This window comes from Pseudomonas sp. NPDC087817 (assembly GCF_044742875.1).
Lineage (GTDB): Bacteria > Pseudomonadota > Gammaproteobacteria > Pseudomonadales > Pseudomonadaceae > Aquipseudomonas.
In genome coordinates this window covers 314780-335164 of the sequence record NZ_JBIUVJ010000001.1, presented here as the reverse complement: position 1 = coordinate 335164, position 20385 = coordinate 314780, and the positions used below count along the sequence as shown (strand labels likewise).

17 protein-coding genes and 2 pseudogenes are annotated in these 20385 nt (G+C 50.5%); 9 read left to right on the top strand and 10 right to left on the bottom strand.

Going from position 1 to position 20385, the window contains the following annotated elements:
- Positions 1-20: 20 nt before the first annotated feature.
- Complete coding sequence (locus ACIONG_RS01475; RefSeq protein ID WP_072405141.1) at positions 21-317, bottom strand: helix-turn-helix transcriptional regulator; 297 nt, start codon at positions 315-317, stop codon at positions 21-23.
- A gap of 140 nt (positions 318-457) precedes the next feature.
- A pseudogene (locus ACIONG_RS01470) lies at positions 458-643 on the bottom strand (transposase); the annotation flags it as partial.
- Positions 644-705: 62 nt separating this feature from the next.
- On the opposite strand from ACIONG_RS01470, the pseudogene ACIONG_RS01465 reads away from it, so the two are divergent.
- Both ACIONG_RS01465 and ACIONG_RS01460 read left to right on the top strand, forming a co-directional pair.
- Positions 706-1113, top strand: a pseudogene (locus ACIONG_RS01465) (formyltransferase family protein); the annotation flags it as partial.
- Positions 1110-1658, top strand: coding sequence for a nuclear transport factor 2 family protein (locus tag ACIONG_RS01460; protein WP_401296199.1), 549 nt, complete (start codon positions 1110-1112; stop codon positions 1656-1658). The pseudogene ACIONG_RS01465 and the gene ACIONG_RS01460, both read left to right, overlap by 4 nt.
- A 341-nt stretch (positions 1659-1999) precedes the next feature.
- Here the strand turns inward: ACIONG_RS01460 and ACIONG_RS01455 are convergent, their stop codons facing one another.
- The 3 genes from ACIONG_RS01455 to ACIONG_RS01445 all read right to left on the bottom strand — a co-directional run bounded on the left by ACIONG_RS01455 (position 2000) and on the right by ACIONG_RS01445 (position 4010).
- Positions 2000-2854: a PhzF family phenazine biosynthesis protein gene (locus tag ACIONG_RS01455; protein ID WP_401296197.1), complete on the bottom strand. Its 855-nt coding sequence runs from the start codon at positions 2852-2854 to the stop codon at positions 2000-2002.
- 162 nt (positions 2855-3016) lie between these two features.
- Positions 3017-3196 (bottom strand): hypothetical protein, encoded by a 180-nt coding sequence (locus ACIONG_RS01450; protein WP_166589648.1) that lies wholly within the window; start codon positions 3194-3196, stop codon positions 3017-3019.
- Between the two features lie 205 nt (positions 3197-3401).
- Entirely contained in the window at positions 3402-4010 is a 609-nt protein-coding gene (locus ACIONG_RS01445; RefSeq protein ID WP_166589649.1) for a short chain dehydrogenase, read from the bottom strand.
- A 92-nt stretch (positions 4011-4102) separates the two neighbouring features.
- Here ACIONG_RS01445 and ACIONG_RS01440 point away from each other — a divergent pair, with 92 nt between their 5' ends.
- Entirely contained in the window at positions 4103-4993 is an 891-nt protein-coding gene (locus ACIONG_RS01440) for a LysR family transcriptional regulator (RefSeq protein ID WP_401230920.1), read from the top strand.
- A gap of 302 nt (positions 4994-5295) precedes the next feature.
- On the opposite strand, the gene ACIONG_RS01435 is transcribed toward ACIONG_RS01440, so the two are convergent.
- The 3 genes from ACIONG_RS01435 to ACIONG_RS01425 all read right to left on the bottom strand — a co-directional run bounded on the left by ACIONG_RS01435 (position 5296) and on the right by ACIONG_RS01425 (position 8239).
- The gene (locus tag ACIONG_RS01435) at positions 5296-6222 is read right to left on the bottom strand and encodes a MurR/RpiR family transcriptional regulator (protein ID WP_401230923.1); all 927 of its coding nucleotides are present in this window, start codon (positions 6220-6222) and stop codon (positions 5296-5298) included.
- Between the two features lie 69 nt (positions 6223-6291).
- A complete protein-coding gene (locus ACIONG_RS01430) occupies positions 6292-7404 on the bottom strand; it encodes a succinylglutamate desuccinylase/aspartoacylase family protein (protein ID WP_401296195.1) in 1113 nt (370 codons plus the stop codon).
- Positions 7405-7462: 58 nt separating this feature from the next.
- Positions 7463-8239 (bottom strand): ABC transporter substrate-binding protein, encoded by a 777-nt coding sequence (locus ACIONG_RS01425; RefSeq protein ID WP_401230927.1) that lies wholly within the window; start codon positions 8237-8239, stop codon positions 7463-7465.
- Between the two features lie 339 nt (positions 8240-8578).
- On the opposite strand from ACIONG_RS01425, the gene ACIONG_RS01420 reads away from it, so the two are divergent.
- The 6 genes from ACIONG_RS01420 to ACIONG_RS01395 all read left to right on the top strand — a co-directional run bounded on the left by ACIONG_RS01420 (position 8579) and on the right by ACIONG_RS01395 (position 17473).
- Complete coding sequence (locus ACIONG_RS01420; RefSeq protein ID WP_401230930.1) at positions 8579-10294, top strand: cyanophycinase; 1716 nt, start codon at positions 8579-8581, stop codon at positions 10292-10294.
- Positions 10295-11501: 1207 nt separating this feature from the next.
- Complete coding sequence (locus tag ACIONG_RS01415) at positions 11502-12494, top strand: TerC family protein (protein WP_401230933.1); 993 nt, start codon at positions 11502-11504, stop codon at positions 12492-12494.
- A gap of 1732 nt (positions 12495-14226) precedes the next feature.
- Complete coding sequence (locus ACIONG_RS01410) at positions 14227-15279, top strand: GGDEF domain-containing protein (RefSeq protein ID WP_401296193.1); 1053 nt, start codon at positions 14227-14229, stop codon at positions 15277-15279.
- Between the two features lie 478 nt (positions 15280-15757).
- Positions 15758-16057, top strand: a complete 300-nt coding sequence (locus tag ACIONG_RS01405) for a hypothetical protein (RefSeq protein ID WP_401296192.1) — start codon at positions 15758-15760, stop codon at positions 16055-16057.
- Between the two features lie 378 nt (positions 16058-16435).
- Positions 16436-16996, top strand: coding sequence for a hypothetical protein (locus tag ACIONG_RS01400; protein WP_401296190.1), 561 nt, complete (start codon positions 16436-16438; stop codon positions 16994-16996).
- Positions 16997-17107: 111 nt separating this feature from the next.
- Positions 17108-17473: a histone-like nucleoid-structuring protein, MvaT/MvaU family gene (locus ACIONG_RS01395; protein WP_401230942.1), complete on the top strand. Its 366-nt coding sequence runs from the start codon at positions 17108-17110 to the stop codon at positions 17471-17473.
- A 177-nt stretch (positions 17474-17650) separates the two neighbouring features.
- Here ACIONG_RS01395 and ACIONG_RS01390 read toward each other — a convergent pair whose 3' ends face one another.
- Both ACIONG_RS01390 and ACIONG_RS01385 read right to left on the bottom strand, forming a co-directional pair.
- Positions 17651-19645, bottom strand: coding sequence for a TonB-dependent receptor (locus tag ACIONG_RS01390; protein WP_401296361.1), 1995 nt, complete (start codon positions 19643-19645; stop codon positions 17651-17653).
- A gap of 191 nt (positions 19646-19836) precedes the next feature.
- The gene (locus ACIONG_RS01385) at positions 19837-20226 is read right to left on the bottom strand and encodes a DUF2946 domain-containing protein (RefSeq protein WP_401230944.1); all 390 of its coding nucleotides are present in this window, start codon (positions 20224-20226) and stop codon (positions 19837-19839) included.
- Positions 20227-20385: the final 159 nt, after the last annotated feature.

Here is a 20385-nt window from a genome sequence, read left to right as displayed (position 1 = left end):
ACGAAATGATAACTCAAAAATTACAACTCGATGATCAGCCTAGCCGCAAAGTCGTCAATCGCCTGCTCATTGCGCCGGTAGTAAGTCCACTTTCCGATGCGGGTGGTTAGCACGAAGCCTGCGCGCTGCAATATTGCTAAGTGTGCAGACGCGGTAGAAGGCGAAAGCCCTGCCTTGTGCTGCAAATGCGTTACGCACACCCCTATGGCAGGATCGCCATGATCCTGAGGTGGGAAATTACTGAGTGGGTCTTTGAGCCACTCCATCATTTGCATGCGAGTGTCATTGCCCAGGGCTTTGAGCTGTTCGAGTATCATGGCTGGCAATGTTACGCTTTTTTACGAAATGTTCAATAAGCAATCTATTAACCTTCTGGAGGATTTGAAATCAAAAAAAGCATCCAGCTGAATCGATCCTACGTGTACAGACACATTGAATGACTGCTTGGACTTCCCTGCTCAGAGTGTTGATCATCGTCTTGCTGTTGTTCTACTAGAGGTTTGCTGTAGCTCTTTAACCAGGTATAGAGGCTATGCGTCGACACGCCAAGACGCGCCACCAAATCAGCGACAGGCAGCTTCTTGTCAGTCACTTGATTGACCGCATGGATTTTGAGTTCTTCGGGGTAACGCGGGTTACTCATGGCATCTCCTGATTGGCCTCAGTTTAAGGCAAATAGGTGTCTACGAACCCCGGGGCGATTCAATGTACCTGCCGGTGAACAAAGAACACAAGGCGCAGCAGGAAGCCGAGTTGGTGGTGCTGACGAGATATATGCAAGTCCTATCCGACGATCCGTGCCGTCGCCTTAATGACCGTGCGATCAATATTCATCACTCCTTTCTTCGGGGATCTAAGGGCGCCAAGCCCTACCATCAGGCCTGGGATCGCGGGGTAAAACTGATCGGCGTCACTGCCCACTTTGTGACCAGCGACCTTGATGAAGGGCCGATCATCGATCAGGAAGTGCAGCGCGTGTATCATGCCTATCTACCAGACGACTTGGTGGCCATCGATCGCGATACGGAAACTGTGGCGCTGTCCAAAGCCGTGACATTCCAAATCGAATGCCGAGTGTTTCTCAACGGAAGCCGCACGGGGATTTCTCGATGAGTACAGCGCAATTCATAAGTAAATGGAAAGGAAAGAAAATGAGACCTGTATTTAGGAAGGTGGTAATTGCTGCTGTGCTATTTGTATTATCTGGCGGTTGGTTAAGTTTGGCGAATGCCGACAATGTGAAAACCTTGCCGTTGAATACAGCTGAAGATGCAGAGAAAACGCCTAGGCAGATTGTGACCGAGTTTTTCGATTTGGCGTTTGTCCAACGTCATCCCACAGTAGCTGCCATGAAGTATATTTCCCCTGATAAATACATCCAGCACAATCCCAATGGAATGGACGGACGGGCTACGTTCATAGATGGATTTGCTAAATATGTTGAAAAGTCGAAGTATCAAGCAGTCATAAAGCGGATTATAGCAGAGGGTGAAATGGTCGTCGTGCATAGCCACGGCTTTAGCGATCCGGACGATTCAAAAGATCGTGGTGAAGCGTCCGTAGATATTTTTCGTGTGGAGAATGGAAAAATTGTTGAACATTGGGATGTAATTCAACCGGTACCGGAAACGTCCAAAAACTCAAACACTATGTTTTAAAATCCCTAACCCGTCGTTCCAGCAGGTTCGATTTTGCTCCGCTCCGCAAAATAGAAATGCTGCGTTTGGCGTTAGGTTTCACTAAAAATTGAATCGTCCTTGTTTTCGTATACATCTTTGATTGTCCAAGCGTCTGGTCGTTTTCTGTGTTTGGCCAGCGTCCGCCACGGGGCGGACGCTGCCAGTCTCTAATGGCTGCAACCGCTCCACAGCTGCTGGTCATGAGGGGCGGGCGCTTATAGCTGCCCTTTGTAAAAGGTATAGAACAGCCCAAAGCAGACGTTTAACTGTGTCTATGAAGTCGGGGGATTGAAGATGAGACACGAGTTTACCCGTCCGGGTCATGAAGTAAGTGAAATTGAACCTTGCACCCGAATTGCACATCTTCCACCGAGCAGTATTTTACCGTCGGAACGAAACTCCACTTCAATCTTGCCATCGCGCCCGACTTTATTTCCTTGCGATGCAATGTATCGTGATGGTGCTAAGCCGGAGCGCTGAAGCATCGCGGCGACGCAGCCATTACCACTCCCGCATACAGGGTCTTCTGGAACGGCGTCGCCTGGTACGAATGAGCGCACCTCAACTAATGCAGAATTACCATCTGTATACAGACCGAACACAGTGAGCCCCGTGCATTGTGTAGTTGCTTGCGTAAGGCGATTAATGTCCGGCTTTAGATCCAGAACATCTTGCGCAGAGCGAAGTTGTAAAGTAATCCAGATTGCCCCGACATCGATAATCGCAGCATTGAATACGGACTCACGATGAACGCCAATGGCCGCTAGGATGTCCAGTAGTCTGTGCTCACCTAGCGGCGCAAAACCAGGCTCTGGCAATTCGAAGAAGATCTTGTTGCCGACCAAGTGAACCGGTATCAGTCCCTGATCACACTCTTGAATAATCATACCGGGTTTCTTGGGAGTCAGCCCGTAAGCTAGCAATGCTGCGGCGCTTCCGATGGTTGGGTGCCCTGCAAATGGTAATTCACCTTGGGTGGTAAATATCCTAAGCCTGTAATCAGCTTTACTGGTCGTTGGAGCGCATACAAAAGTCGTTTCGGATAAGTTAGTCCAGTTAGCTATTTCAAGCATTTTCGAACTTGCAATATTTTCTGCTTCCAGAATAACGGCAACTGGATTCCCTTTAAATGGGGCGCCTCCAAAAACATCGACTTGGAAAAATGGAAAATTCATTTAGTCGCCGCTTCCTGTAGTGAGTACGTTTAGCTACGCACTGAGAACCCAAAAAAGTCAAGAGTAAGCTTAAGGTGTTTTTTACAAGGATATTCAAGATCTTAGAGACGTGGCCCTAAGATCGAGAGATTAGCTGTGTGAGGTTTTAACGCAATTAATTTTTTAATTGCTGATAGCCTCAGGTTTCAACTCTTTCTTTTCGGTTTCAGTCTCGTGTTTTTTTTGTTCAGCTCTAAATTGCTCATGTCTCTTCATGGAGCGCTCAGAACCGTCTTCGGCATGCACCTGAGCGCAGCCAGCGACAAGCAAAAGCCCGGCAATAAAACCATTTATAATCTTCATGATATAGATCTCGCTAGTTTAAGTAATAACTTACTGGGCGCGCATGAAAACAGCGCAAACTCATAAAAGTTGAGTATTTAAATTAAATAAATGAAGTAACGTAATATAGATGCATGTAGCTTGAGAGGCGTCCGACCTGATTAGCTTTCAAATCGGCGCCTTCTTAAATTTCAGTGAATTACTTTCAGTGCGGATGGGCTCTTCTTCAGGCGTCGACGAATATAACCTTTCCGGTGATGAAGCCATCAACCGAACGCTCGAAGGCTTTGCCTACCAGCGCGCCAGGAACAGGCTGGAAGCCTGGCATCATTTCCCCATATACGTCCCACGCCTCTTCCAGAACTGTAGGGTTAACTACGTTGATGCGAACCTGGCGTGGAAGCTCGTGAGCTACGCACTGTACGAAGGTGTCGATGGCGCCGCTGGTGGTGGCGTCAGCAATCGCCATGGGAATAGGTTTGACATTGAGAATGCCCGAAATCAACGTAAACGAACCGCCATCGTTGATGTAGTTCAGGCCCACATTTACCAGATTGATCTGGCCGACCATCTTGCTTTGGATAGTTGTGTCCCATTGCTCATCGGTCATTTCGCTGAAGTTAGCGTATTCGCAGTAGCCAACTGTATTAACGACAGCATCGAACGGCCCAACCTTTTCGAATAGAGCCTTGATCGACGCCTTGCTGGTGATATCCACCGTGTGGTCGCAGCCTGTGCCAGAGCGGCTGGCGGTGATGACGTTGTGTTTCTTGAGGCCGGTCATAGCGGCTTGGCCCATGTGCCCTTGGGCACCAATCAAAATTACGGTTTTCATAGCAATGCCTCGTTAAATCTTAAGGAGGCGATATTCTGGGCGCCCACTGATACAATGAAAATCACCGCGGATTTGTATGAGATACAACCAAAATGATTGAGAAAATCGATATCCGGCACATGCGGGTTTTACTGTATCTCGTGCGCGAGAAAAACGTTTCTCGCGTTGCTGAGCGGCTTGAGATATCACAACAGGCGGTTAGCAACTACCTCAAGCGCATGCGTGAAGTGTTTCCCAATGAGCTGTTCCTGCGCCAGAGCGCAGGCCTACAGCCGACCGACTATGCGTACGATCTCGCAGCTAAATTCGAGAAAATAGTTGAAGAGATCGACGGCATCTTCAATTCATTCCCATTCGATCCGGCAACGAGTGAGTACGTATTCAGGGTGATCGCAAATGAATATGCGCAATTGTCTATCATCCCATCGCTTTCGCTGCTCATGCGCGAACGCGCACCCGGGGTGAAGCTTGAAGTCATTGACTTCAATCCCGATCAGCATGTCAAGACGTTGGCGCAAGGAGAGGCTGACCTAGTGATTGGTTTTTCTGACTACGTTGATCCGGGATTAGTGCGTAATAGACTGAGAAGCGACCACTACTGCTGCGTCGCTCGGCAAGGTTCGCTGCTGCCTCGGCAGATACAGGTGCTTGCAGATGTGTCCTTACATCCTCATGTGGATTTCGCCAGTGGAGTAGGCAATCTGGGGAGTCGAGTTGATGACTTCCTTAGTGCCCGGGATGTCAGCCGCACAGTGATTGCCACTTTGCCCTGCTACACGTCTCTGCAAGCGTTTATGCACGTGAATGATACGGTGGCTTTTGTACCCTCGGCCATTGCTGCCGCCGGTGGCTTCCAAGTGATTGACCTAGACATGTCCTCCCTAAATTTCAATGTGGTTGTGGGATGGCATAGAAGAGCTTCGGGCAGTGCATCCAGAGATTGGCTTGTTCAGGTTATTGCAGAATTACACGCGTCGCGTTAGCTCAAAGTGAATAACCCTGATTTTGTCCACGCTAGGTTACCGCTTCTGGCCGATTGCTGCCTGTCGCAAAGGGCTGAAAAGTGTCGTTCTTTGCCGGATGTCACTACTTTTTGCTTTGGTCAAGTCGAACGCAAACGTTCGGTAAACAGCAATGCAGATGAGTGGTAAAGTCCATAAAATTGCGCACAAACGACCTGATACTAACGGTCATACTATCGCGACCAATTCACTCACCGAGCTTTCTCCACTGAAGTTACCTTGCTGAGCGTAAACTGCGCCGCGACGGCCATTTCTCACAGGTGTTAACGGCTAAGCGGCTTTCTCTTCGAGCTTGGCTTGCTATTCGCAGAAACATGCAGGTAGGACAGCACGCTTTCAGTTAGCTCGGCAGAGAGCCTGACTGCTTCCTTATTTCGCGTCATGACGGCGGCAACCAAGCCCTCGATCAACGCTAAAACAGCCGAGTTTGAGCTGATGAGTACTGGGTGGTTCGCCGCAGCAAACAGTGCATGATGCGCAATGTTGGCCAAAGGCGATGCTGGCGAGTCGGTGATTGCTAGCACCGAAGCTCCGCGTTCTTTGGCAAATCTCGCTAATTGCAGTGTGTCTTGGGAGTAACGAGGCAGCGAGATCGCCAGAAGGACGTCGGCGGGCGTGATGGATGCCAATCGATAGGCTGCGTTCTCGTTGCCACCTTCCATACTGATTGCCTGCGCATCGGCAATGAAGGGAATCAGGTTGGAGGCGGCAAGTCCTGCCATGTAGGCGCTGTTTCCAAAACCAAGGATGTAGATTTTACGCGCCTGAATGAGTGCACTCACAAAGGCTTCGAACACTTCCGAGGAGTTGCTGGTGTTCGTCGTGCTCAGGTTGCTGGTTGCGATTTGAAGTTGCTCGGTCAAGCCGAACTCCCCTAAGGGCCGGTGGGCCATCTCATTGCGTAACTTGTCGACGGGGGAAACCATGTCCTGCAACGTAGCGACCAGCTCTACTTTTAGTTGTGTATAGCCCTTCAGGCCTATCGCTCGAGCAAGCCGATTGACTGCTGCCGGTGAAGTCATAGACTCCTGGGCCAGCTCTTCGATGGTCAGGGTTGCTGCCTTAAGTGGATGGCGCAAAATGAAGTCAGCCACCTTGCGCAGTGACGGTTGCAAATCCGGTGCAGCCTCGGCGAGGTTGCGCATGATGGGCGCTGTATAAACGGTGGCATTGCTAGTAGGTTGGAGCATAGGTTGGGCCGGCCTGTCGATCAGTTGCCCAAGTGTATCTGATGCTAGCGAAATCACGGGAGTGCCGCCTCAATCGGTCAAGAGGCGCCCTTGGCGTATGGGTTCGCTTCCCGTGACCTTGGCTAGCCAAAGACCGGGTTGAGCAAATCGCAGCCGCTCACGTGCATAGAGCACGCCATTGGTGGTAGCGCAAACTCGTGTATGGCTGTCAGTGATCGGATCGAAGACGTCAAAGAGCGCGTCTCCTTTGTTTACCCGTGCACCCAATGGTTTCAGGAATGAGACAACCCCTACGTGTGGTGCATAAGCATATTGCGCGCCTGCAAATGGCGTGGCTTCACAGTACGAGGGGGGCACTTTTGGCCAGTCGCCGCTGATCATTTTTAGGTCACCCAAGTACGCCAGTATGGCTTCTGCGTTAGCCTCGGCCGCGACGTGACCGGTGTCCGCCATTCCGCCCAGTTCTATGGTCGTCGCGATGCAAGCCATCGGAATGGCTGTCTCTGGGAATTGCTTGGCCAATTGGAGCCACGGGGTGGAGCATGCTTCGTCAAAGGAATCGCCGCCGGCCGCTTCTGCCAGCAACGCCGCGCCGGCGCCGAGGCGATTTGCCAGTGGCTCAAGCGAGTCCCATAGCTGTGGCAGGCTGTAAAGCAGAAGAATTGACTCAAAGTCGCAATGCAGATCAAGCACCACATCTGCATCACAGGCGTGAGTCAACAAAAGGCGTTGCAACCCTTCAAGCGGGGAGTTCGCTTGAGGCAGCTCGGTCAGTACTTCGTGCATGGCTGCTCGAATGACCGCCACATTATCGTTGGACTTTCCGCTCAGGCGCCCGCTAACCCGGGCAGCCACCGGTTCCCATAGTGACGGGAAATCCCGATTGAAATTCTTTCCACTGGCAAAGTCGAATCGCCCCTGATGAGTGGCTTGAAACATCTGTGACAACCCGATCGGATTGGCCACCGGAACCAGTTCAATCGTCGCGTTCAGCCGACCTTCTTGCTCCAGCTCGCGTAAGCGCTTTTTCAGCTCGACCGCAACGCGCATGCCTGGCAATTCATCCGCGTGCAGCGATGCCTGGATGTAGGCTTTGCGAGGGCCGCTACCAAAACGAAAAACCGACAGACGTCGTTCGATACCCGGGCTGCCCCAAGGTAGCAAGTGCTCAATGTGTTCCATGCAAATTTCCTGAAGAGGGCAGGCAGGAATCGCTAAAAAACGACTCCTGCTCAGGTGATCAGCCGCCGTAAATGTCGTAGTTGAAGTACTTGTTCTGAATCTTCTGATAAGTACCGTCTGCGCGAACGGCGTCGATGGCGGCGTTCAGTTTTTCAGCAGTTGCCGAATCGCCTTTGCGTACCGCAATACCCGCGCCGTTACCGAAGTATTTGTTATCGGTGAAGTCCGGGCCTACCAATGCGAAACCCTTGCCTGCGTCGGTTTTGATGAAGCCTTCATCGATGTTGACGATGTCGGCGAGGGTGGCGTCCAGGCGTCCGGAGGCTAGGTCAAGGAACGCTTCACCCTGGGAGCCGTAGCGCACGACTTCAATGCCCGCCGCGGCGAATTTGTCACTTGCATAGCGATCGTAGGTAGACGCGCGCTGCACGCCCACCCGCTTGCCTTTGAGGTCAACCAGCGGGTCGTTGACGACAGTGCCGGCCTTCATCGCCAACTTGCCAGGGGTGTGGTAGTACTTTTTGCTGAAATCGACCGATTTAAGACGATCGGGCGTGATCGACATGGAGGAGAGGATCGCGTCGATCTTGCGTACCTTGAGCGATGGAATCAAGCCGTCGAACTGCTGCTCTGTCCATACACATTTGACCGCCATTTTCTCGCATAGCGCATTGCCAATGTCGTAGTCGAAACCAGTGATTGCGCCGTCTGCTGTCTTGGACGCGAAGGGTGGATAGGCCGCTTCGATACCGATGCGCAGTGTCTGTTCGTCTGCCATCGCGAAGGCGCTCATGGCAGTCAGCGCCACGGCGCCTAGAAGTGTGATTATTTTCATTGTGCGACTCCTTATAGCGGGTATCAGGGTAAGTAGAACGGATCGACGAGCAGGTATGGCGCTTGACTTGGAATCGGGAGCCACCCCCGCAGCGATGAAACAATTATTTTCATGAAATGTAAAACAAGAAAATAGTAGCCTCATGCTGCATGGTGAAGAACTGGTCTTGTTTGGCTTGTAACTAATTGAAATAAAACGATTAAAACAATTGTTGTTGCTTGTAAGTCGTTTTTTAATCCAGATCCTAGACCTTGATCAGCCAAAAAAGGCGGCGTATAAGCTTTCGTTTGTGGTCAATCTGATAGAAAAATTTTCAGATTGGCGCTGTCAGGATCGGCTGTGAAGCCATTTATGTTCTCCCCACAAAAAGAGCAAATGCGGATGAGCAAAGTGAGAAAGGGCAGGGTGTTGGTCGCGTTGGCTATCGCTTCTTCAGCGACGTCGGTGCTCGCGGATGGCCATTTACTGGCGGTGGGGGGCATGCTGAGGGCTAGCAACTTGCCCGTGTATCACAAATTCGTGGATCTGGCGGGCGGGTCTGATGCGGCAAAGATTGTGATTTTCCCCACAGCCAGTGGCAGCCTGGGTTCAAGTAAGCGCTTTCAAGCCGAGCTGGTGGCGTTGGGTGTGCCGGCTTCTCACGTCACGATTGCGTCGATCGACAGCAAAAATTACGCACAAACAATGAATGACCCCGAGGCCGTCAGGCCGATCACTGAGGCAAGTGCCGTGTGGTTTGTGGGCGGCGATCAGGCGCGAATTGCCAACGCGTTGTTTAACGCTGATGGGAGTGATTCGCTGGCGATGCAAGCCGTGCGCAAAGTGTATGAGCAGGGCGGAGTCATCGGTGGCACGAGCGCGGGGGCAAGTATTCTCGGCGCACAGATGCCGACGGCTTACGGGGTTGTCATGGACACGTTGGACTTCGGTGTAGCGAAGTCTGCCGGGCAGCGTGGTGCGGCATTGCTCAAAGGTTCTGGCTTGTTCAAGGGCGGGATAATCGATCAACACCTGGATCAGCTCGAAGAGACCAGTACCGGGCGAACCGCGCGCATGGCCAGTTATCTGGTCGACAACCCGCGTAGCAAGGGTTTCGGATTGGATACCAACACCGCCATGTGGGTGAAGCCTGACGGTCAGATCGTGGTCATTGGCGAAGGTTATTTGACGGTGATGGATGCCAGCCATGCGACCAAGCGGTTCGGCGTCTACGGCACTGAACTTCATAACGTGCAGCTCGCGATGCTGGGCAACGGCGATCATTACAACCTTTCGACAAATGCAGTCTTACCGGCTGAAGGCAAGGAGGTCATCAAGCCGGGTGATGAGTATCTGGTAGGTAACCAACTGATTACAGACCTATCGGCAGTGGCGGCGATGCGCCGGGCTGTGCTGTATGGTCTTGCGGACAACACAGCTACCCATCAATCGGGGTTGATGACTAGATACAATCCTGCCAATGGATACCATTACGGGTACCGATTTGATTTCACCAAGGCCGCAGGTTTTGTTGCACACAGCAAGACTTATGACTCATTGACCAACTACACCGCACAGGGCGTGAATCTGGATGTCACGCCAGTTGATGCGAGATTGAGACCTGCGCAAAAAAACGTACCCGCCGACATCCCCGCCAATCAAACATCCGATGCTGTGCGTGCGGTGGTTTTCCGGGGGCTGATGACCTGTAACGAGGCAAATGCCTTTGAGCCGGCCCGTGCCATTACCCGAGGCGAGTTAGCTAACACGTTGCAGATGACGTTGGCCGGTGAGGTGAAGGTAGACAAACGCGTAGGCTTTACAGACCTGTCGGCGGATTCCCCATTGTTTGATCAAGCCCAGATTGTCGTTTCCAACGGCTGGATGAAAAGCGGGCCGGCGTTCGAAGCCAGCAAACCGGTCACCCGGGCAGAATGGAGTGAAGCTGCCAAGGTTTTGGTTGCGCAAGGTCGTATCACAACAGTTGTACCTGACACGAGTAAGGCTTCGACCGTACGCCGTGACGAAGTGGCCGAACTGATCGCCCGGGCTTACGATCTTGGAGGAAAATCTTGAGGTCGGCTGTTCTTCGGCTTTGCAACCCATGCGCGCTGACTAAATGAATTGACTCAGATGCCCCTCGACCAGATTGAGATTTTCGCACTCTCTAACCTGTTTGCCGGTGAGGAAATAAGCTCGGCCGTAGCCAGGTGTGACAACCGAATGTTTCGAGTGATTGCGCGAGAGAAAACCAACGCTGGCTTTTACTCGATCATTGAGTGTTCGCTAGAGGGGCGATGGGCAAATGAAGTGAAGGAACGGTGCTGGACATTCAATCATGCCTCCCTGAGTCAGCGGGGCGTCTTTGTCTGCTGGTGCGAGGACAACCGGACTATGTGTCTGGAAGCTTTCAGTTGTTCGGGCGGATGGCCTTCGGAGTTGTTGCCCGAGCAATTGTGTCTTGCGACCTGCGCTTAAAGTACATTCCAGCTGTAAGCATCCGGGATATCAGGCGCTCAGATCAAAGTGACAAAACCGTTGCGAGTGTACATCTGACTAAACGCGCTCAGGATTAATAAACGCATGCTGATGTGTGTTATGTAATTGCTGGTCGGAGTAGCACGAGGTTTTGGTTCTATTCCAATAGCTGCTTCAGGCCGGGCAATGGTAGTCGTCGCAGAAGCTAAATCATTCTGTGTGTGTCAGCGACCTGAAAATCTTCAAGCACACTCATGAGCGTTCTCAAGAATGTACGTCCGGAGCGAGTGCCCGACTCTTGGCAGTAGGAAGTCTCCGTCAAATCTGACGTACTTCCGACTACACCCCGCAGGCGCGTTGGATAACTGGAACAGCAAGCCTTACAAATTGATGACGAACACCTTGGGCGGGATTTCGCAGGTGCGATCCCAGGCCCTGTGCGCCATAACGTTTGTTTATGTGGGATAGAGCCGATTCCGTTCGTAGAAATCAGAGGAGCAGGAATAGCGGTGCGCGAAGTGGTTGTTCGCCTTGAGGCAAACATCACTCCGGTATCCTGAGCCCCGCTATACTCATGTCAATGCTCGATTTTTCGTGGGCTTACAAGCGAGCGACAGTAGTAAGACTCGATGTTCCGACTCCCAGTATGACCTACGTACTTGAAACACCTTGCAACCCTTGCGTGATTGAGAAATTCCGCGCACCTCTCTAGATTTTAAACCGCAATCCCGGGCCCCTCTGACAGCTGATCGCTGCCATGTCGGAGTTGCAGTTTTTATAACTTCGACACTTAGAGGAGGGGCTTATGACTGCCCTAGAACCGTTCTTCTTAGCCGAATTCCTCGGCACAGCCGCATGGTTGTGGCTGGTTTTTATAAGCATCGTGATGGGGCTCTTGGTCTTTGACCTTGGGGTACTGCATCGTGAGCAGCGAGAAATCGGCGTTCGTGAAAGTTTGCTGCTTTCTGCTGGCTATATCACGGCTGGCCTGCTATTCGGCCTCTGGGTTTGGCAGGTCAAGGGCGGTGAAGCTGGTATGGATTTTTATACCGGCTTTTTGATCGAGAAATCGTTGTCGATGGACAACGTGTTCCTGATGGCGATGATCTTCAGCTTTCTCTCAATTCCGCGAAAGTATCAGCACGAGGTACTATTCTGGGGCATTCTGGGTGTAATCGTCCTACGCGCGATCATGATCGGCCTAGGTGCTGCGCTTATCGCCGAGTTCAGCTGGATTCTCTATGTGTTCGGCATCTTCCTGCTTCTCACCGGGGTGAAGATGTTGTTTAGCAAGGTAGATGCGCATCCGAATCTTAGCGATAACCTTCTGGTGAAGTTCCTGCGCAAACATATGCGAGTGACTGATCGCTTGTATGAGGGGCGCTTCTTCGTCCGCGAGGCCGATGCGAGTGGTAAGTCTGTGCTCTGGGCCACGCCGTTGTTCCTAGCCTTGGTACTGATCGAGTGTGCAGACTTGGTCTTCGCCGTAGACAGTGTGCCGGCGATCTTTGCTATCACCCAAGACCCCTTCATCGTCTACACCTCGAATATCTTCGCCATCCTCGGTCTGCGTGCGTTGTATTTCGCTCTGGCGGCAATGATTCATCGCTTTGCCTACCTCAAGTACGCGTTGGCGCTGGTATTGGTATTTATCGGAGGCAAGATTTTTCTGGTCGGCATCATCGGCAAGATTCCGGCGGTCATTTCTCTGAGCGTGACTCTGGGGCTGCTGCTGGGCGGTGTGCTGCTGTCGCTTTGGAAAACCCGCGACAAAGCCTCTGATAGTTCGCAGGATTGAATCCAAAGGGGGATGGCCGCTAGAGGGCAGCCTACTAGCGAATTGTCTGTCATTGAGAGATGGGGGCAGCAACTCTAAACCGAGGTCAAAATGAATCATCTACGGCTCTGCTCAGCTCATGTGAATAGTGTTTCAATGAGATGAGCAAGCGTGATTTACGAACAAGTTCGCTACTGGAATATAGGTGCATCAGGTTGCTGTATATCAATCCTATGCTCGGTAGGAGGTAAGGGCTGATAGCGAGGCGTGCAAGATCTGAGGATAGTCGTAAGTAGTATTGGTAGTTTGCTCCGAACTAAGTTATGCCATAAGGTATCTCGGTTCCTTTTCACTTTTATAGGAGGAATTTTCGCGCCTGAGGTATTCATACTCGCGTTTGACTAGATTTTTGCCTTGAGGGTCGGTGCTGTTCGAAACGCTAAAGCAGTAGCTTACATTGGCGTCAACCAAGCTCAAGGCTCATCAGTTTCCGGCTTCGTTGGCTGTATCAATATAGTAAGCAATCTGTCCGCAGGGCTGCATGCCGAGGCGCCAATCATCATTCATTCGATAACCGAGACCTAGGTTGCTGATATAATGTGGTGTTGGGAAAGCCGCTTTACTTGTTAGTAATTTGTTTATGGCGTCTAAAGCTTTAAGTACCTTGGTCTCGTGGACTGCATGAGCCCCTCACACAGTTCTCTGGTCATAAAACTGAGCAGTGATCTGCAATTCATACTTTTGCGTCGAGCTTCTTCTAGCCAAACTGTGGTGACTGTGCCTAGCATGCTCCATACTTGATCAGTCACGTCCTGTTGCCATTTCGTAATTCGAGTCTCAGTGTTGGTGACTGGGTGGTATTTCAGACCCGCTTTTTGGTCTGTGTTGATCAACGGTTCGTATCGAGAAGCTACGTTGATAAGATATACGGGATTGTTGCTGTAAGTGAGTGTTTAGAAAGTGCGACCCCATTTAGAATAGACATCAATGTCTTGATTGGCTCTGAATACCACGATGAGCTTTGGTTGCTGAATCAAAACTTAGTGCTGCAATTTTTCTTTCGTGACTGAATTGTCATCGAATGCCTTGGTGCTAACATTGAACTTATCAGCACGGATGGCTGGAATGATTTGTGGCGAGTCGGTTTATTGAGTGATCGCATGAGGTTTGCCTACTGTTTTTAAGGCGTGTAGCGATAGTCGTTCTGAATGTGCGTGGGCGGGGTTTCGTAGTTAAATGGTATTCAAAAAAAAGAAACGTCTGCGCTCTTCGGTATTGTCTTTCTCCTGATAATTCATACCGCTATCGAGCTTAAGCAAGTGCTGGTGCATTGGTTTAAAACAATGCGGTCAGGAAGTTATTTCAAAATTTGAAAAAGCTCATTTTGTTATTCATCTCAAAAAAATAAGTGCATCTGAAACTTTTTGTGCTTGAGAGGTTCATATCTCTGTTTGCATGTGTTGATTGATGCGAGAGGGAGCATGAAAATGGTTTGGGGAGTTAGGTGTAAATAACTGAATTGTCTGGTTGCTTATATTTTTAGTGTCTTTGAGCATGGGGGCGCAATTTTATTAATATTCTTCGTTTTTTAGTTCGGTTTTAGTTTGTTGGGGTTTTGTGTTGTGGGGGGGGGTGGTGGTTCTGATATGCTAGGTGTGGAATAAGGTGGGTTGATGGGTTGTTTGTATGTGTGGTGCAATACTCTCGATGCTTAATGAGATGAAAATCATCTGCTGAATATTGGTAGGCTTATATGAATAGTTTGTCTGAAAGTGATCGGGCTCAAGTTATTGAAGAAGCTACATCCCACTTTTGGTTGCATTTGATGCCTATAGTGTGGATGGCGTTATTTTTTCATTTTGCTATGTTTTTTGTTTTTTTGTTTCTTCAAGTGAAGATAATGGCTGCGATAAATGTGTTGAGCGTTATTGCATATGTTTTATGTTTGTTTTCGGTAAGGCTCAAGCGGTATATGTGGGCGGGGGTTGTAATGAATTTGGAGGTTATAATTCATGCTGCTGTCGCGACTTTTAGCTTGGGCTGGGATAGTAATTTTTATTTTTATTTGTTTTGCATTGTGCCTGTAATGGCGTTCTGCTTCAAAGCATCAAGTTTGAGTCGTTTTTTGTTGAGTTTTGCGATAGTTGTAGTTGCGGTAGGTGGTTATGCTGCAAGGGAAAGCTTCGATCTAAGGCCTGTTATAAGTGCGGACGTCACTCGTACCTTTGGGTTGTTAAACGCTTTTGTCTCCTGTGCTTTGCTGTTGTATGGCTCCGTTCTTTTCGTAAGATTTGTACTTTCAATGCAGCTTAATCACTTTAACCTTGCTAATAGAGATCCTCTGACCAATCTCTACACGAGACGTCGACTTATGAGTGGGTTTGGGAGTTCTTCGAGATATTCATCTCATGTAAAAGCTTCTATGATCTTACTAGATATTGACAACTTTAAAGCTATTAATGATGGCTTTGGGCATGAACATGGTGACAGTATTTTGAAGAAGGTGTCACAGTTGTTGGTTGAAAGTGTTAGATTGACCGATATTGCTGCGCGCTGGGGAGGTGAGGAGTTTTTAATTTTAATGCCGGATACTGAAGTTTGCGAAGCAGAAAAGGTAGCTATTCGTATATTGAACCGTATTAGAGCGGAAGCAGGAACCACGGTGCGTAAGGGGCCGGAGGTCACTGCGACCTTGGCGGTAGGCTACATAGCAGAGCATGAGTCCTTTAGTCAGGCGTTTGATCGTATTGATAAGATGCTTTATGCTGGAAAAATCAGTGGGCGTAATTGTGTGGTTTGTGAGTGATTTTTTTACTCAAAAAAATGTTTCGCAGATAATGGTTAAAAATAAATTTATTTTTTCTTGGTTTGTCTGTATGTTTCCTCTTGCTCGTTTATTTATGGCGCTCATTACCTTTGGTTAGATCTTTAGTTGTAAGTCCTAGTTGCGGGGTTTTAATTTAAATTAATTTGGCAGTATTTTCGGTTTTAAGCCGGAATGTCAGAGTCAGCGTCTCGGAAGGCTGCACGCCAGAGAACTGGTGATATTGAGCAGGTGAGAGGGGGTAAGTTTTTCCATACCCGGCAATTTGAATGTAAAATCAGCCAGATTAGTGATTGGACTCCCTTCTTCTATCCGGTCTTTCCGCCTTCAATCATTGATCGTTTTAGCTCAATCCTGAAAGTGTTTCAGCACGATTGGTGCGGGTGAACTGCTGATGCTTGGAACGACCGCCAGTGCCCATAAGTCTACCTTTGTCTACTCATCGGTAAGGTACAGCGCAATGGATAAGACAATCACCGTCGATCAACTGGCAACCACCGACCTTAGCTCAATCAACGAAATATGGCTCGGCGAAACTCATACCCAACTCTGCCTATGGCGAGGTGAGCATGTATTCACCCACGAGATGATGAGCGAGGGCACCCACGATCAGAATGTTCGGCGCCTGTGCCTGCAATTGGTCGACCCTGACGATCAAGCCGCCGTTGTCAGCGTTGAGTTGGTTGTGCGCGAACAGCTAAAAAGGATGGGGAAGGAGGGCGAGTTTTATCCGGCTGAGGAGGCGGATACTCATCAATAAAAAAGGAGTATCGGCCATTCATGGGGAATCAATCCCAAACCTGTTGTCGCCTGGAACGCGGTTGCTGTCACGTTATGTTCGGTTCACGACGGTGGTGCTACTGAGCCGGGTCGCAAGATCTGATTGACTTACCTCGTTGGCGAGCCGCTGTGCGCGGGCAGGCTGTCGTGAGAACCCGTCTGTAGGTACATGCGATGAGTACGGTGTGAGCGGGATTGCGAGCTTTGACAATCTGACCGAAGCTCTTCGTAAGATTGCTGAGGCGCACCCAGGCTTTAAGCCTCTGTTCTCGCTCGATGATCTGCACCAAGCTCGCTACACCTCGGGACATGTGCGCAATAATTTAGGGATGCACTATGCATCGGAGCAGGACATAGCGTGCCATCCACAGAGTGCTTCGAGAATGGTGAATACCTAGCCTATCCGACTACGAAAGCGGTGTTCGCAATCTGCTATCGCAATTTCATGAACTTGGTTTCAGCCACGTGTTTCGAAGATGTTTGCGCTCACGGTTTGACGCTAGATGAGGAAGCCCTGCAGGAGTGGATCGGTTATAAGGAGAACTCTGTCTCTCTTCCAGATCAGCCCCTTTCGCGCTTCTGGTACTCGTTGAGCAGTCTTGCCAGGCACCCGCAGCTTTTCCAAATGGCTATTTTCAATTCCGACCCCGATCCTGCGAAAAACTTTGCGGTTGCGCGTCACTTTTCAGAAGCGCATGGCTATGAGTTGGCGGGCGTAGGTGCTTCTTACACCGGCCTCATTCGTGCTGAACCGCCTGAGTTGTTCGGCTTGCAGTATCTGAAACAGCTTGTCAGCAAGGTGCTAAGCATAGGCTTAATAGGTAGCTATTCGTTCCGATTCAACCAACATGTAAAGCGCAATCGCGTCTACTGTGATTTGGATAGCCTCCAAGAAATTCAGCACGCCATCACTTCGTAAACTGCCCTGCGGCCTTGATTAGAAGCTTTAGCAGTAAAACGCCATTTTGTGCAAGTTGGGGATGTAGTTTATGGTGTAACCTTCTAATGTCACTCACATCGAGAATTTTCTATGTCGAAACTTGCAGAATTCCGCCAGCTGGAAAAACACCTTGCCGAACAGCTCGAAGCTCTAGAAGCACTCAAAGGTGATGTTGGCCTGAAGAAAGAAATCGAATTCGAAACCAAGCTGCGTGATTTGCTCGCAAAATACGGCTACAGCCTTAAAGACGTGATCAATTTGCTCGATCCACAAGCAGGCCGTCGGGCTCCTGCCGTCGAGTCCAAAGTCCGCAGTCGTAAGCCTCGCCAGCTGAAGGTTTATAAAAATCCTCACACTGGCGAAGTCGTTGAAACCAAGGGTGGTAACCACAAAACGCTTAAGGAATGGAAATCGAAGCACGGCGCCGCGACTGTTGAGTCTTGGCTGAGCAAGTGATTTTCGTGATTACAACAAAAGGGCCCTTCGAGGGCCCTTTTGTATGTCAGGGATGACCAACTGGTTGTGTCGAATAGGGCTATGAGCAGTTCGTTTGCTAACTTTTCTCCTCATCAATTCATCTTGCGCTGATCATGCGTATTCAGAACCCGCGCTGTGGCCTCAACCGTTTTCAAATCAGAAGTCGAGGGTAAGCCCGGCGTACAAAGCGCGCCCATCACCTGGTGAGTGCAAAGATGCTTGGGCTCCATCCGCGTCGTACCAAACGTATTCATAATAGCGGTTGGTGAGGTTTTTCAACTGTAGATCGACGCTTACTGACTCGGTCACTTTGTAGGTCGCGCCGAGGTTCATCAGCACATATCCGCCATACGTCCCTTTGGTATTTTCCCGCTCCAGATAGTAGTTAGTCTGCCCATTCATCCAGGCCGTTAGCTGTAACGCAGGTGTCGCTTCATAGCTGATCCCAGCGTTGTAAAAGTGATGGGGGATATGGTCGATTTCCTGACCTTTGCTGTTGGGCAAAGTGGCGCTTGGCTGGAGTATTTTCGAATACTGCCAAGAGTAGGCCATCCATATTTCAGTGCGTTCGTTAGGGTGTAGGTTCATCTGCAAGTCATAACCCCACCGTCGCGTTTCTCCGACGTTGTCCGACTCGCCGCTCGGGTCGTTGAGGCGGCGACTGACTTCACCCGAGGCTTCTTGCCGCCAGTAGGCAACGCGACCATCAATCCAGTCCGCCGGGGTGAACTTGATACCGGTTTCCCAGCCTTCATTGATTGAAGGTGCCAGATCGGTATCTCTGGGCGGGATTTTGTAGGCTGCCGCGCCGGTGCCAACTTGGAAGGTACGGCCCCAGTTGGCATACAAACTGGCCACGTCCCAAGGCGAATAGACCACGCTAAGCTTAGGTTGTTTGATCAGACCATAATCGTTGATATCGTAATCCAGGCCGGTAATTTCGTTGGTGAAATCCCCCTGGATTTTATCGACCCGATACGCCGGTACGATCTTCAGCGACTCGAAAGGTTTGATCTCAGCCTGGACGTAGGCGCCGTAGGTGTCGAAGTCGAACTGCTGATCTCGGGTAGTTGCCAAACGAGCACGGTCTTTGGTGCGATAGCGCTCACTCTTGTTTTGCTGCTGCTGTACGTCTGCACCACCTTCCAAGGCGAAGTCATACAGCCAGCTGACCTCCGGTCGCCATGTCAGAGATGTGAGGGCGCCATATTGAGTTTCATAGGCATCACGCTCCTGTTGGGAGTTAGTGCGCCAATATTGCGTCCAGCGTCGATCATCGAAGGTGTTGACGTAGGTCTTCGCCGACCATGCGAGGTTCTCAGCCAAGTCTGTATCGAAATGCAGGCTGACCTGATTCATGCGCCGAGTACCCTTGTCGGTGGCGTTGAAACTGTTGGTCATAGTCGTATGATGACGGGCATCATCTTCTGTCAAATAGCCTGGCTCCTGAGCCTCAGCTTCGTAGTGACGGGCCATCAGGCCGATTCGGTAGCTGTCGTCATCCGGTGTGTAAAACCACTTACCAGAAATCGAAAATCTGTCTGCTTGGGAATGATCCCTGTAGCCATCGGATTTTTGATAGGCAAAGAAGTAGTTCTGAGTCCAGTTGCTGCTTTCGATGCCCTTGGCAAGTTGGGTTTCCTGAGTGTTGAAGCTGCCGTAACGAATCCGCGCCTTGTTGTAGTCCCCACCGGTGCGGGTCAGCATGTTGACGTTACCGGCGATGTTATTCAGACCATAGCGCGCATCACTGGTGCCACGGACAACCTCGATGCTGTCCAGCTCCATGGGGAAAATCATGTCCATGAACGGCATGTTGCCGTCGTTGCTGTTGCTCGGAATCCCGTCAATCAACAGTTTTACGGCGTTCACTTCGCCCTCGCCGTTAAAGCCACGGAAGGAGATTTTCCCTGAGGTCGTGCCCTGGTTGAACTCCGTGAGCATCACCCCCGGAGCTCGGCTGAACAACTCCCAGCTGTAATTGACCGGCATCTTTTCCAAGATGTCTCCCCCGAGGATGTCCACCGAGCTGAGCACGCTGCTGGTGCTCAAGGGGCCGCTGGCTGTGCCCTGAACGTTCACGGTGCCCAGAGTCAGGGTCGAGTCTTCGACTTTACCGACGTCGGCCAGAGCCGAGCACGAAGGGTTCATTGCGAATAGGCCAACCGACATCAACGGCCATATGGAACGGGACACAGACAGACGCTTTGCATGACGCAAAGTAAGTGAAGCAGGCATAGCACGCACTTCCTGATGATCAAGAAACTTCAAGGGCGTTTAGCGTCCATCGAGGCCGCTAAAGATTTAAAGAGATAGCACCGGACAATGTTGCGGCGTTGTGATCAGGCGAAGGGAGAGGCGCGTGGACTTAGGCTTGGCCACCGAATCCTGGGATGGAGCTTCGGCAGTTCAGGATTTTCGAGGGACGTGTCGGATGTGTATAGCGGTAAAAAGTGTCGGTAGTAGTTGGAGGGGAGCGCTGCCATTCCAGCATGGCCACAGCAGCAATCACCGTGCTGCATAACCGTTTTTGACGGCGTTTGCTGGACAGTGTCGAATGTTTTCTTGAACCCTGGGGGTAAAGCTTGAGAACTACCTCCCGAGCAGAATCCACCCCAAAGCATCAGCTGAACATCCGGCGTTTGCATCGCGCGGCTCAACGGCATGGCAAACATGTTCAGCAACACGGCCAGGCAGGCGATCCAAGGGCTTATGCGTTTCAACGAGGACATGTTCAAGGTCAGCGTAGAGGGGCGGTTATTTAGCCGGAATTAACGAGCAATGTAAAAGTTTCATGCGTGCGCTATTTCGCCACAGGTAGCGTCATTTTTTCCTGAAATAGGTGTTGGGCTGGCATGTATGAATAGGCGAGGAGGGCGACGATTTAGATG

What these genes read in the sequence shown, in the direction of transcription:
- ACIONG_RS01410 (WP_401296193.1), top strand. Translation starts at nt 14,227, where the DNA reads ATGAATAGTTTGTCTGAAAGTGATCGGGCTCAAGTTATTGAAGAAGCT.
- ACIONG_RS01395 (WP_401230942.1), top strand. Translation starts at nt 17,108, where the DNA reads ATGTCGAAACTTGCAGAATTCCGCCAGCTGGAAAAACACCTTGCCGAA.
- ACIONG_RS01430 (WP_401296195.1), bottom strand. Translation starts at nt 7,404, where the DNA reads ATGGAACACATTGAGCACTTGCTACCTTGGGGCAGCCCGGGTATCGAA.
- ACIONG_RS01385 (WP_401230944.1), bottom strand. Translation starts at nt 20,226, where the DNA reads ATGTCCTCGTTGAAACGCATAAGCCCTTGGATCGCCTGCCTGGCCGTG.
- ACIONG_RS01435 (WP_401230923.1), bottom strand. Translation starts at nt 6,222, where the DNA reads ATGCTCCAACCTACTAGCAATGCCACCGTTTATACAGCGCCCATCATG.
- ACIONG_RS01450 (WP_166589648.1), bottom strand. Translation starts at nt 3,196, where the DNA reads ATGAAGATTATAAATGGTTTTATTGCCGGGCTTTTGCTTGTCGCTGGC.
- ACIONG_RS01425 (WP_401230927.1), bottom strand. Translation starts at nt 8,239, where the DNA reads ATGAAAATAATCACACTTCTAGGCGCCGTGGCGCTGACTGCCATGAGC.
- ACIONG_RS01475 (WP_072405141.1), bottom strand. Translation starts at nt 317, where the DNA reads ATGATACTCGAACAGCTCAAAGCCCTGGGCAATGACACTCGCATGCAA.
- ACIONG_RS01455 (WP_401296197.1), bottom strand. Translation starts at nt 2,854, where the DNA reads ATGAATTTTCCATTTTTCCAAGTCGATGTTTTTGGAGGCGCCCCATTT.
- ACIONG_RS01445 (WP_166589649.1), bottom strand. Translation starts at nt 4,010, where the DNA reads ATGAAAACCGTAATTTTGATTGGTGCCCAAGGGCACATGGGCCAAGCC.
- ACIONG_RS01415 (WP_401230933.1), top strand. Translation starts at nt 11,502, where the DNA reads ATGACTGCCCTAGAACCGTTCTTCTTAGCCGAATTCCTCGGCACAGCC.
- ACIONG_RS01405 (WP_401296192.1), top strand. Translation starts at nt 15,758, where the DNA reads ATGGATAAGACAATCACCGTCGATCAACTGGCAACCACCGACCTTAGC.
- ACIONG_RS01460 (WP_401296199.1), top strand. Translation starts at nt 1,110, where the DNA reads ATGAGTACAGCGCAATTCATAAGTAAATGGAAAGGAAAGAAAATGAGA.
- ACIONG_RS01440 (WP_401230920.1), top strand. Translation starts at nt 4,103, where the DNA reads ATGATTGAGAAAATCGATATCCGGCACATGCGGGTTTTACTGTATCTC.
- ACIONG_RS01390 (WP_401296361.1), bottom strand. Translation starts at nt 19,645, where the DNA reads ATGAACCCTTCGTGCTCGGCTCTGGCCGACGTCGGTAAAGTCGAAGAC.